Genomic DNA, 12593 nt, shown 5'->3' on the forward strand with positions numbered 1-12593 from the left:
ATCTCGTAGAGGTGTGACAACGTTTCAGTTAAAACGATATCAGTTTTTTTGCAAAAGAGCGAGGAATTCTTGAAAGCCAGGATAAAGGCGGACTGTTTCTAGCCACTCATCTTCTTGAAGCTCTTCAAAAGAGGGGAGCGCTTTAGCCTCAAATGCTTTGTGGAGGTAGTGTAAAGAGAGATCCAGCATTTTTTTCAGGGAATAGAGACAAGCAAGATGGTAGTAGCTTTGTTGGTTCCCCAGTTTTCCAGCCATCATCAGTTTTTTTTCAGCTTCATGAAGGGTGTATTCTTCCATGGTTTGATCGGTTGCATATTCTGAAAGACTCATTAGCGTCATGCCCCAGTCAATATAGACCATATCACACTCCGTAGAGCTTTGTTCTGCGAGGCGTAAATGTTGCAGGGCCCTATAAAAATCATTCACATTGTCGGTTTCATTACCGAGGTGAGAGTAGAGGATGCCTAATCTGTGGTGAACACCTGGGTGATTTGGATTAAACATGAGAGTGCAGATGAAAGCTTCTAAGGCTCTTTTGAGAAAAGAGACCTCTTCTTTAAGCTGCCCAATTAAGCTGAGCGCCGTTCCATAGGAAAAAAACCACTTGGGGTGTTGATATCCTAAAGAGGGGTGAGTTTGAAAGAGGTGCTCAAAGTATTCAGCTGCTTGCTCTAAAAGCTCAAGCTCATGACTCGATTCTCCTTGAATGACAAACAAAGAGGCAATTTCAAAATGCAAAGAGGGATTTGGACGTAAATGCAGCGACTTTTGATAAAAACGGACCGCTTTTGCAAGGTCGTGTCCATCATGCGTGAGATTAAAGAGCGCAGCGTAGGTTTTTCCCATCCATAGCCATCCCTCTTCAAGAGTCCTATCTAAAGAGACGCTTTCTTGAAATCTGGATAGCGCTTGGTAGTAAAACTCGATATCTTCATAGTAAGCAGCAAAAGAAAATAAGGTTTTTCCCTCTTGGATTAAAAATAAGCCGTCATCTTCACCCATAAAGCTTTCTGCTTGATCCAGCTTACGCTCTGCCTCTTTAATATATTCAATGCTCTCTTCCCACTCTCCTAAAAGAGCAAAAGCCTCTCCCCAGAGTGTAAAGAGAAAAGAGAGCTCTGAGAGCGTTTTAGGAGAAAAGAGCTCTGGCATCTCTTGATCATCCCTATATTCCTCTAAAGGAGTAGAGGCGTGCGTTAATCTTAAGACAGTCACAGGAGGGAGCACTAAAATCGTTGCTGCAGCTTTGCACTGCTCAAGAGCCACTTTCAGTTTTTGGGCATCTTTTTTCAGTCTTGCAGCTTGAATGAGAAGTGTAATTCTCTCTTTCCATAAATCAAAATCTGTAGGATTCATTTGAGAGGCAGCTGTTAAGCAGTCATACGCTTGTTGAAAATGGTCTAGGTCATGTGTCAAACTAAAGAGAGTTTTAAGTCCTAGGCCAAGTCCTATCCACGCTTGGATATTAGGAAGAGATTTTGCAAGAGAGGTTTTATAACTTTGAATCGATTTTAAAAGAGGCTTCATATCGCTTACTTGCTGAGATAAGCTTGCATAAGCTTTTCCTAGATCACTCCAAAACTCTGCAGGCATCTCTTCTAATGCAGCTTCTTCTAAATGGTGAATAGCTTTTGCAAGGTCAGACACTTCACCCGAGTGCTTAAAAATTTGATATTCAATAAGACCCGCATCCCATAGCAGTTTTACAGAAGAGGCCATGGCATCTGTTTTAAAAAGAGTGAGCGCTGTAGTGATTTTTTCTTTGGCTTTAACAAGATAGGTAAATGCGTTTGAAATACGGTGCATCGCTTGAAATACTTGAGCAGACGTATGCCACACTTCAAATAAGGTAGGATCAAGGATGAGAGCCTTTTCAAATTTTTGAGCGCTTTCTTTGAGTAAGATGACATCTTGTTGAAAAGCTCCCAAGGTTAAAAGAGTTTTTCCTTGTCTTAATAAGAGGTATAATGACTGAGGATCTAGAAGCTCTGCCTCTTGAAAAAGAGCAAGTCCTTCCTTATTTTTATTGATAAGTAGGTCTTTAGCTTGTTCTTCTAACTGTAAAACACGCTCTTCTACTAATTGCCCCAGATTTTTATCAGGTGACCAAGAAAGTGTATCATGTTCACTCATAAATTATCCTTCCATTATACAAGATTCAAGAGGCTAATTGTACCTTAAAACCCCATTTATCTCAATGAAGGGCATCACCTAGGATAAGGGATAAAGATTGAATATTAGATTTAACATCTTTGAAATCAACGGGTAACATAAAATCATTTTTTATAAAAAATAAACACGAAGACAAGGGTAAAAACCTTTTGAATGGAGTGGTTGGGGCCATTAATGCCTAATTTTAGGGCTACTTTTTATGGATCAAAAGGGGGGAAGAGTTCAAGACATATCATTTTTTAAAGACAAAAGGGGTAAATCAGGCGGAAGAGAAGATTTTAGATCAGTAGCTTCATAGCATTAGGTAAGGGTTATGATCACAAAGAGAACGGGGGGGGGTCTTACAATTAAGAGGAATACTTTTTGAGTGAGTTTTCAATTGAAAAGATATTGATAAAATATAATCTTACAATTCATAGTGGATTTTTCATAAAAAACCTATGAGGTTATAGATGGAAAATTCTTCAAAAATTTTAAGTGAAGCCGGGCTTATTAAAATTCCTACCGCTTCTTCTAAGCTTTCCAATGATAAAATTCGGCTCTATTCTTTTTCAGATCCAACACCAGAAGGGATTGCCAAAATCCAGCTACTTTTTGAGTTAGAAATTCAAGGGAAGATCTACAAGGGAATAACTAGCCAGATATTTCGAGAAATTCAAACTCAACCCTATCTTTTTAAAAAAGGTAATATTTTAAAATTAATATCAGAAGAAGAGGCTCTTCGATTAAGAACAAGGGGAATATCTAGCTGTCTAGGACATAGTTATGAAGGTTTAGAGAAGTATAGTCAAGTATTTGAATATTTTAAAAAATATTTAAATATTAATTATGAAAAGATAAATGAAGGAAGGGCTTATGGTAACTTGGGGGTGGCCTGCGATAATTTAGGAGAGTACCATAAAGCCATCAGTTATCATGAGAAGCATTTAAAGATGGCGGTAGATTTTGAAGACAAAAAAGGAGAAGAGGCAGCTTATAGCCATTTAGGAAATGCCTATCAGGGATTAGGAGAGTACCATAAAGCCATTAGTTATCATGAGAAGCATTTAAAGATGGCGGTAGATTCTAAAGATACGGAAGGGAAAGGGACAGCTTACGGTAATTTGGGAAATGCGTATGGTGGTTTAGGGGAGTACCGTAAAGCAAGCAGCTATTATGAGAAGGGTTTAAAGATAGCACTAGAGCTTAAAGATAGAATGAGAGAAGGGATGATTTACGGCAATTTAGGAAATGCTTCTATGGAGTTAGGAGAGTCTCATAAAGCCATTAGCTATCATGAAAAATGTTTAGAAATTGCATTAGAACTTAAAGACCGAGCAGAAGAAGGAAGAGCCTATAGCCGATTGGGAGCTGCTTCTATGGAATTAGGAGAGAACCATAAAGCAATTAGCTACCATGAGAAGAGTTTAAAGATTGCGGTAGATTTTAAAGATAAAGCGGGAGAAGAGGTCGCTTATGGTAATTTGGGAAATGTGTATGGGGAATTAGGAGAGTACTATAAAGCCATTAGCTATCAAGAGAAGAGTTTAAAAATTGTTCGAGAACTTAAAAATAAAGGGGGAGAAGGAAATACGTGCCATAACTTGGGAAATTGTTACCGAGAATTAGGGGAGAATCGCAAGGCAATCAGCTATTATAAGGAGGGGTTAAAGATTGCTCTAAGGCTTAAAGACAAAGTAGGAGAAGAGAATTACTTACCGGGTGTTAGGAAAGAGCCATAAAGCCATCAGCTATTATAAGAAAGGGCTAGAGATTGCTCTAGAGCTTAAAGATAAAACAAGAGAAGGGAGGGTTTACTGTAATTTAGGAAATGCCTACCGGGATTTAAGAGAGTATCTTCAAGCAGAAGAGTGTCTTTGGAAAAGCATCAAGATTAATGTTTTTCTTCAGCATAATGCAAAGAAGGCCCAGTGGCAAATCACTTTATTTGAGGAGTTAGTAAAACCTTATATAGGTCTAGAAAAAGTATCGTTATTACAGGAGAAAAAGGCTCAGGCATTAGAAATTTCTGATGCAAGAAGGTCTCGGGCCCTCTCTTTCCTCCTGTCTCAAAAACTCTCTTCTAAAGAGAATCAAGACTTTTCTTCTAACCTTCTTTCACTTGAAGAGATACAAAAGCTCGCGGAAAAGCTCTCTACAACTTTTGTGACATATTCCCTTACTCAGTTCAATGCTGAGAAGCCACCTATTCAAGTGTGGATTATTTCTTCAAAAGGTAAAATGCCTCAATCGATTTCTCTACCTATCCCAGAAGATACATTTTCAAAATTAGATCTCATTTTTAAAGCATTTCCCTATCAATTAGATGCTAAACGTCCTACAAGAGGTGAAAAAAAGCCAAACCAGCTCTTTCATGAGAAGCTCTCAGTGTGGTATGACCTCTTAATTAATCCTTTAGAAGGGTACCTACCTTCACCAAATTCTGAAGAGACGCTTACCTTTATTCCAGATGGCTTTTTAGCTCATTTACCTTTTGGAGCGTTTTATAATACTAAAACCAATCGATACTTGATTGAAAGTTATCCCATTTCCGTAGCTCCGTCTATGCAAGTTCTTTCTCTTCTAGATCAACTTCCCAAAGAACTCTCCTCCCAAACGCTTCTCATGGGTAACCCTACGACTCCTCATGAAAAAGATAACCACTTAGAACATGCAGAGCGGGAAGTAAAAGATATCATTTTACCTATGATGAAAAGTTTTGAAAATAAGTTATGTATTCAAAAAAAGGCCACAGTAGAGAGTGTGTTTCAACATGCGCCTAATGCCAGAGTCATTCATATTGCTTGTCACGGAGTTGCAGAAGAGAAGCCTCAAGATGACCCTTACTCTGTTTTTGAAGGGTTCTTTAAGCTCGCCCCAGATATGAAGCATTCACGGGGAGAGCTGCATGCAAAAGAAGTCAATTCCCTTTCCCTAAAAGCTGATCTTGTTTTTATGAGCGCTTGCCATTTAGGAAGAGGTAATTTACAAAAAGAGGGAAGTATTGGGCCTATTTGGTCTTTCTTAGGAGCAGGAGCTAAATCCACCGTTGCTAGTTACTGGCCACTTCCTGAAGGAGAGATGACAGTGAAGATGGTAGAGACCTTTTACAAGCACTATTTAGGTATAGGGACTCCAAAACTTGATAAAGCAAAAGCTCTTCAGCGAGCAATTTTGATGGCGATGAAAACAGAGCGGGATAACCCGCGTCAATGGGGATCATTTTTCTTATCAGGATTTATAGAGTGAAATTCTCCTCTTGTGATGAGAAGTTTGAAGAAAGAGTTTTTATTTAAAAAGAGAAATGATTGATTTCAAAGTGTGTAATCGAGGATTCTAGGAGGGTAATGATCATCTAACTTACCTAAGAGAATCTGTTGAAAACATTAGAGCAAAAAAGTAGAGAATCTAGTTTATTTGAAGATGGAAATATTACCTGGGATTCTCTTGTAACCCTGTGTATTGAAAGGCGTATCACGCATTTTACAGTGGATAGCAGAAATATTCAAAAGGGCTCTCTTTTTTTTGCTCTTAAAGGCGCTCATCACGATGGTCATGGTTTTTTAGAGATTGCAGAGCAAAAAGGGGCTATTGCAGCTGTTGTGGATCAGGCTTACTCTAAAAAAAAAGAAACACTACCTTTAATAGCCGTTCCTGATGTTCTTACAGCCCTGCAAAATCTTGCAAAAGAGGTGCAAAAAAAGCGCTCTCAGTTAGTGATTGCAGTGACAGGATCTGTGGGGAAAACAACCACAAAAGAGTTTATCGCAGCGCTTCTTTCCAAAAAATTCTTGGTTGCTAAAACACCTGGCAATCAAAACTCTCAAATCGGGCTTCCTCTTGTGATTTTAAACAGTTTAGGAAAAGAAGAGGTCTTTATTGCTGAGATGGGGATGAGCAGGAAGGGGGAGATCAAGAACTTAGTGAATATCCTACCTCCTGATATTGCTGTCATCACGAAGATAGGGCACTCTCACCTGGATACAGTAGGAGGAAATATTATAGATGTAGCCCTTGCTAAGTCAGAGATACTCTCTCACCCTCAAACCAAAGTGGCCTTCATTGAACAAGGAGCGTATCAATACCCCTCTATTCAAGAAAAAGGCCCATCTCAAAAGATCACCTTTTCTCTTGGAGATAAGAGCGATGTACGTTTAGTCCCCGGGTGGAGAGTTCAAGAGAGAGACGCTTTTAGCCCTCTATTTTCCCTTCCCTTTGTAGAGACGCACTTTTGTGAAAATATGGTAGGATCGATAGCTTTAGCTAGGTTCATGAACCTCTCATGGGAAGAGATCTTTCAAGGGTTAGAAGATTTAAAACTGATTCATCACCGGTTTGAAAAAATTGAAAGAGATGGAGTCCTTTTCATCAATGACAGCTATAACGCAAGCCCAGAGTCGATGAAGGCAGCGTTTGAAAATCTCCCTCCCCCCTTGCCAGGTGGAAGAGTGATTGCTGTCTTAGCTGAAATGGTTACTTTAGGCCCGTATTCTGATGAAGGGCACCTGTATGTCGGTCAAATCGCCTTAGATAAGGCAGATCATCTTTTTTGCTTAGGATCAAAGTGCTCTCCCATGATTGAAGTGTGGAAAGAGAAGGGGAGGGAGGCGATACTATATCCCTCTCTTAACGCATTAAAAGAGTTTATCTTTTCTTTTGTAAGACCTAAAGATATTGTGCTCCTCAAAGGGTCTAACTGTCACAAATTGTGGACCATTTTAGAGTAACTTTTGTTGAAGGGATTTTCTTATTTTGGACCAGTTAAGTAAAAAAGTAGGATGTTTTAATCGAGATAAAAGAGTTTTATTTAGGTAAAGCGCTCTATTTTCAAAATGCGACCTCTTTTAAGAGGAGTTAACGTAGATTTTTTTTCTTCAAGAGGGATAAAAAAAAATCAAGAGAGTGTCTCTTTTCCCTTGGGGTCAATTGATCAAATTTCTTAAACTAAATGTTCCTTTTTTTGATAAAAGAGGCCTCCTTGGTAATTAATTCTCATTCAGGTTTTATGGCACTATGCTAATGCTATTATTTAAACTTCTCATCCATTACGGCATTTCTCTTCCTTCTGCGCTCTTTGATTTTTCCACAAGGATGCTTTTAGGAGCGCTAACAGCTTGGCTCATCATGATGTTACTTGGTCCCTGGTGGATCAAAAAACTGTATGAAATTAAGACGGGGCAGACGCTTAGGGTAGAAGAAGATTGCCCGCTTCTTGTAAAGCTCTATGAGAAGAAAAAAAATACACCCTCGATGGGAGGTTTTCTCATTTTATTTTCGATGGTGATGGCGCTTTTATTGTGGATGGATCTTTCTAGTAGCTATACATGGATTTTACTCATCACAACCCTTTGGCTTGGCGGTGTGGGGGCGTATGACGACTATTTAAAGCTCAAGCATAAAAACAGTAAAGGGCTCTCATCTGCTAAAAAAATGGGACTTCAGCTCATTTTTGCAGCCTGCATTGCAGGCTATAGCCTCATTCCTGGCATTTCAAGCCTGGTTGAGGAGAAGGTGGGATTTAAAGCTCCTATTGCAAAAGACTTTTTTACAGAGTCTCAAGACTCTCCCATTGTGTATCCGCAGACAGAATTCATGACCCATTACTACATCCCTTTCTATAAATATCCCGTTTTTAAAACAGTGACAGGAATATCTTTGATTGCAGCTGTGATGACTATTGTTGTGATTACAGGAACATCTAACGCAGTGAATCTCACCGATGGATTAGATGGACTAGCAAGTGGGTGTGTGGTATTAGTGGCAGGGGTTCTAGGGATTGTGGCTTTTTTATCTAACCATGCAGAGATCGCTAAATATTTACATATTTTATATATTGAAGGATCAGGAGAGATTGCGATCTTTCTCTTTGCAACCGTTGGGGCGTGTCTTGGATTTTTATGGTACAACGGACACCCAGCTCAAGTGTTTATGGGAGATACTGGCTCTTTAGCTCTTGGAGGTGTGCTTGGAGTGAGCGCTGTTTTATTACGGTGTGAGCCTCTTTTAGCTTTGGTGGGAGGCGTGTTTGTCATTGAGACGCTCTCTGTCATTCTTCAAGTCACAAGCTATAAATGGCGTAACCAGAAAAGGGTCTTTTTATGTACCCCTTTGCACCACCATTTTGAGTATAAAGGGTGGCCTGAAACAAAGATTGTCTTAAGATTTTGGATCATAGGGCTCATTTTGGCTGTCATTGGACTCATCTCCTTAAAGGTACATTAACCGTGAATGTAAAAACCCTTAACTCTAAAACAGCGATCTTAGGGATGGGTAAAAGTGGCCAAGCTGTAGCCAAGTTTTTGCAACACATAGGGCAAGAGGTGATTTGCTTTGATGATCATAGGCAAGAGGGAGATGTCTATAGATATGTGAATGAAAAGGCTCTTGAAGATGTAGGAGAAGTGATTATTTCTCCAGGCTGCTCTTTAAAGCACGCTTTAGTGATGCATGCTAAAGAAAAAGAGATTCCTGTTATAGGGGAGATGAGCTTTGCTCTAAAAGCGATTTCTCCTTTCATCAAAAAAATTGCCGTGACAGGGACCAACGGAAAAACAACCGTTGTTCTTCTGATGCAGCATATTTTGCAAACAGCTGGAGTTACTGTAAAACTTGGGGGCAATATTGGGGTGCCTTTAATCTCTTTAGCCAGCGATTTACAAGAAGATGACATCTTAATTATTGAGCTAAGCTCTTATCAATTAGAAACCCTCTCGGGCCCGGTTTTTGATACGGGAGTGATCTTAAACATTACACCTGATCACTTAGACCGGCATGAGACATTAGATCGGTATGCAGAAATCAAGTGCCATCTTCAAGCGTGTCTTAAGAAAGAGGGAAAGCTATGGGCTTACTGTGATGTAATTAGGGAGTGGGAAGAAAAACTAAAAGTTGGTTATTTCACGTATGGGGGAGTAAAGGATGCTTTTGCATGGACATCTGAAAATAAACTGCATTTTCAACAAGGCAATAGCCTGGATCTCTCTTCTCTTACGCAACCACTCTCTACACATGATAAGGAAAATATTTTAGCTGTTTGGATGGTGTGTAAAGATTTGGGAATTGATGATGCTCTTTTTCTTAAAGGGCTTCAAACCTTTCAAAAGCCATCTCACCGCATTGAATGGGTCACCTCGGTTCAAGGTGTAGATTATTTCAATGATAGTAAAGGGACAAATCTAGACGCTACGATTAAAGCTGTTCACTCAATGCAAAAAGATGTTATCCTCATTGCTGGCGGAGTGCATAAAGGAGCCTCTTACCATCAATGGAAAGAGCCATTTGAAGGCAGGGTAAAGTGTATCATTGCCCTAGGGGAAGCATCGCGCCTTATTCAAGAAGAGCTTGCAAGTCACTTTCCTGTCTATGGGGTAGACTCTCTTGAAGAGGCTGTAGAAAGAGCGCATCTCTTAGCTGAGAGGGGGCATGCAGTCCTCTTATCCCCCGGATGTGCAAGCTTTGATATGTTTAAAGATTATGTCCACCGAGGAAATACATTTAAAAGATTAGTGTTTGAGTTGAAAAATCGAACAGAATAGACTAGTCGTTAGGAAAAATCAAGATCGATAAGAACCGTGACTCTATTCAAGAGAATCCCATTCTAAAGATCTAAAGGAGATCAATACAAGATGAGCCGAAAAGATACCATTATTATTGCCGTTTTACTTAACGCTGGGCTGCTGATTATGTTATTTGCGAGCAGTTTAAAAGTAGATACCGTACAAGAGGCGCCCTCTCCTGTCACTGTGGTAGCTTCTCACCACCCTCAAGCGGTAAAAGAGCCTGTAAAAAAAGTAGAATCAACCCCGATCTCCATTGACCCTTTAGATCAGGTGATTGAACAATACATCACTCCTAATCTTCCTCCCCATAAAGAGCCTGAAAAAGCTTTAGAAAAGAAAGGGATCATCACATCTCCTTTAGTCTCTTCACAAGAGGGGTCCTATAGAGGGACAAGAGAGGTGATTGTGAAAAAAGGGGATGTGTTAGAGAAAATTGCAAGACATCATCTTGTGACAGTAAGTGATATCATTGAGCTCAATCAACTCTCCTCCACGAATCTCAAAATTGGGCAAGTGCTAAAAATACCAGCTTCCACAAAACAAAGCGCGCCTGTTAAAGAAGAGGGGTATTATACGGTTAAAGCAGGAGATAACCCTTGGATGATTGCGGTGAAGCACCGGATGAAAGTGGAAGATCTCTTAAAGCTCAACCATCTTAATGAAGAGAGCGCAAAGCGGCTAAAAGCAGGGGATAAGATTCGTATTCAGTAGTATGAAATGGTTTAATATCTCTCTTTTTACTTCTGTGATGATTGTAATCATACTGGGTCTTTCCATGATCTTTAATACCACCTCTGCTGAGGCGATGACAAAATCTATCGGGGGAGATTTCTTATATCAAGCTGTTTTAAAGCAAGTGATTTATCTCTTACTGGGAGTTCTTTCTGGAGTAGGTATTGGGTATTTAGGGTATCAAGAGATTTTAAAACATAGCGGCTCTTTACTCATTTTTTTTACTATTCTTCTCTTACTTGTGTTTATCCCTCCTATCGGCATGCAGGTAAACGGCGCTTATAGATGGCTAAATATTTTAGGCATCTCTTTTCAGCCGTCAGAATTTGTGAAATACCTCATCCCTTTATACTTTTTAACACGGATATCTCACCATCCAGGAGATATTGGGTTTTACTTTTTTATTAAAATCCTCTTAATTCTTGCCATTCCTATTGGTCTTATTCTCATTGAGCCAGATAACGGAACTGTAGCGATTATTCTCATGGGTTTAATGGGGCTTTTTGTGTTAACAGGGATTCGTTGGAGATATTGGATGCTTCCTCTTTGTCTTTTAATGGGGGTTGGAGGAGGTATTGCGTCTCAAATGCCTCATGTTCACGACCGTATCCGTATCTACATGAATCCAGAGCTTGATTTACAAGGGAAAGGGCATCAGCCGCATCAAGCCAAAATTGCTGCTGGATCAGGAGGGCTTTGGGGTAAGGGGTTGGGAGAGAGCATGCAAAAACTTGACTACCTTCCAGAAGCTAGAAGTGATTATATCGCTGCCATCTTTGGAGAAGAGTTTGGCTTTATGGGCATGATGCTGCTTGTCATTTTGTATATGTTAATCGGGTATTTTGGATTTTCTATTGCAGCTTCTGCCAAAGAGTTAACAGCTTTTTATACAGCTGCTATCTTGACCTTTCTTGTCTGTTTTCAAGCGTTTTTAAACTTAGGAGTGGTCTCAGGGCTTCTTCCTAGTAAAGGGACGAATTTGCCGTTTTTTAGCCAAGGGGGATCTTCTCTTCTTGCTAACCTCATGGTGATTTGGATGATTTTAAGTACCACGTATGAGCAAAGACATGTGCAAAAATCGTAAGGTTGTCATCACAACAGGGGGGACAGGCGGGCATGTGTTTCCAGCTGAGGCCCTTGCTAAGCAGCTTCTTCAAGAGTCTTATGATGTGACCTTTATTGGCGGCGGCCTTCAAACAAACAGGTATTTCCATAGGCATGAATTTAAATTTCAAGAGGTGGTTGTTAGCCCTTTTTTCCAGTTAAATATCTTTAAAGCCTTCTGGAGAATTTGTAAAGGAACATGGCAGAGTCTTAAAATTTTAAAAGCCATAAATCCAGAGATGGTGATTGGGTTTGGAAGCTTTTACACCTTCCCTGTTTTACTAGCTGCATATCTAAAAAAAATACCCATTGTGTTATTTGAGTCCAATGCGATTCCTGGAAAAGTGAACCGGTTATTTTCGTGGTTAGGAGCGCTTTGTACTGTCCAATTTAAAGAGGCAGGAAAACACCTTTCAGGCCCCATCATTGAAGTGAAAATGCCTGTTTTAGAAAAAATAGAGGTGGATAAAAGCTTAGCAAGAGAGTATTTCTACTTATGCCCGCATCTTTTAACCATTTTAGTGTTTGGAGGCTCACAAGGAGCTGACACCATTAATTCTTTTTTTTCTGAGACGATTGCAGAGCTCAAAAGTGACGCGCCGTTTCAAGTGATTCATGTGACAGGAAAGACAGATAGCGCAGAAAAACTGCGGCAGTTTTATGCACAAAGAAGCATACCAGCTTGCGTTAAAGCGTTTGAAGAGAGGATGCATTTAGCTTGGCATGCAGCCTCCATTGTGATTTGTCGATCAGGAGCTGCCACCATTGCTGAGCAAATGCGGTATGCAGTCCCTGGCATTTTTATCCCTTTTGCGAGAGCCTCTGATGATCATCAAACACAAAATGCAATCTTTGTTGAGCAGGAAGTCAAAGGAGGCTTTACCTGCCCTGAATCTAAGCTTTCTGTAGAATATTTAAAATATTTACTTGAAAACATGCTCTTTTCCGGGAAGAAAGAAGAGATGAAACAAGCGATCATCTATTTTAATCAACGGCAAAATCAAGAAGAGCTTAGCGCAATCATTAAACAGTTCATGCAAGGATAAG

The 12593-nt window shown here is 39.8% G+C and carries 9 protein-coding genes; 8 read left to right on the top strand and 1 reads right to left on the bottom strand.

What is annotated here, in order from left to right:
* Window positions 1–39: 39 nt before the first annotated feature.
* A complete protein-coding gene (locus ACI7T6_RS01895; protein ID WP_404665904.1) occupies window positions 40–2133 on the bottom strand; it encodes a TPR end-of-group domain-containing protein in 2094 nt (697 codons plus the stop codon).
* 491 nt (window positions 2134–2624) lie between these two features.
* Between ACI7T6_RS01895 and ACI7T6_RS01900 the strand changes: the two genes are divergently transcribed.
* From ACI7T6_RS01900 to ACI7T6_RS01935, 8 genes are all read left to right on the top strand, one after another.
* On the top strand, window positions 2625–3893 hold the full coding sequence (locus ACI7T6_RS01900) for a tetratricopeptide repeat protein (protein ID WP_404665905.1): 1269 nt from the start codon (window positions 2625–2627) through the stop codon (window positions 3891–3893).
* Window positions 3874–5400: a CHAT domain-containing protein gene (locus ACI7T6_RS01905; RefSeq protein WP_404665906.1), complete on the top strand. Its 1527-nt coding sequence runs from the start codon at window positions 3874–3876 to the stop codon at window positions 5398–5400. Before ACI7T6_RS01900 ends, ACI7T6_RS01905 begins: the two co-directional genes overlap by 20 nt.
* A 128-nt stretch (window positions 5401–5528) precedes the next feature.
* Window positions 5529–6878, top strand: coding sequence for a UDP-N-acetylmuramoyl-tripeptide--D-alanyl-D-alanine ligase (gene murF / locus ACI7T6_RS01910; RefSeq protein WP_404665907.1), 1350 nt, complete (start codon window positions 5529–5531; stop codon window positions 6876–6878).
* A gap of 286 nt (window positions 6879–7164) precedes the next feature.
* Window positions 7165–8373 (top strand): phospho-N-acetylmuramoyl-pentapeptide-transferase, encoded by a 1209-nt coding sequence (gene mraY / locus ACI7T6_RS01915; RefSeq protein ID WP_404665908.1) that lies wholly within the window; start codon window positions 7165–7167, stop codon window positions 8371–8373.
* A 2-nt stretch (window positions 8374–8375) separates the two neighbouring features.
* On the top strand, window positions 8376–9686 hold the full coding sequence (murD, locus tag ACI7T6_RS01920; protein ID WP_404665909.1) for a UDP-N-acetylmuramoyl-L-alanine--D-glutamate ligase: 1311 nt from the start codon (window positions 8376–8378) through the stop codon (window positions 9684–9686).
* Between the two features lie 90 nt (window positions 9687–9776).
* On the top strand, window positions 9777–10421 hold the full coding sequence (locus ACI7T6_RS01925) for a LysM peptidoglycan-binding domain-containing protein (RefSeq protein ID WP_404665910.1): 645 nt from the start codon (window positions 9777–9779) through the stop codon (window positions 10419–10421).
* 1 nt (window position 10422) lies between these two features.
* Entirely contained in the window at window positions 10423–11526 is a 1104-nt protein-coding gene (locus ACI7T6_RS01930) for an FtsW/RodA/SpoVE family cell cycle protein (RefSeq protein ID WP_404665911.1), read from the top strand.
* The gene (locus ACI7T6_RS01935) at window positions 11510–12592 is read left to right on the top strand and encodes a UDP-N-acetylglucosamine--N-acetylmuramyl-(pentapeptide) pyrophosphoryl-undecaprenol N-acetylglucosamine transferase (RefSeq protein WP_404665912.1); all 1083 of its coding nucleotides are present in this window, start codon (window positions 11510–11512) and stop codon (window positions 12590–12592) included. The genes ACI7T6_RS01930 and ACI7T6_RS01935 overlap by 17 nt, the downstream gene beginning before the upstream one ends.
* Window position 12593: the final 1 nt, after the last annotated feature.

The sequence above is a fragment of the Rhabdochlamydiaceae symbiont of Dictyostelium giganteum genome, from assembly GCF_964291045.1.
In the GTDB taxonomy this organism is placed as follows: domain Bacteria; phylum Chlamydiota; class Chlamydiia; order Chlamydiales; family Rhabdochlamydiaceae; genus PALSA-1444.

Excerpts from the sequence above, each read along its gene's own strand:
- ACI7T6_RS01895 (WP_404665904.1), bottom strand. The coding sequence starts at position 2,133 with ATGAGTGAACATGATACACTTTCTTGGTCACCTGATAAAAATCTGGGG.
- ACI7T6_RS01900 (WP_404665905.1), top strand. The coding sequence starts at position 2,625 with ATGGAAAATTCTTCAAAAATTTTAAGTGAAGCCGGGCTTATTAAAATT.
- mraY (WP_404665908.1), top strand. The coding sequence starts at position 7,165 with ATGCTAATGCTATTATTTAAACTTCTCATCCATTACGGCATTTCTCTT.
- ACI7T6_RS01925 (WP_404665910.1), top strand. The coding sequence starts at position 9,777 with ATGAGCCGAAAAGATACCATTATTATTGCCGTTTTACTTAACGCTGGG.
- ACI7T6_RS01930 (WP_404665911.1), top strand. The coding sequence starts at position 10,423 with ATGAAATGGTTTAATATCTCTCTTTTTACTTCTGTGATGATTGTAATC.
- ACI7T6_RS01935 (WP_404665912.1), top strand. The coding sequence starts at position 11,510 with ATGTGCAAAAATCGTAAGGTTGTCATCACAACAGGGGGGACAGGCGGG.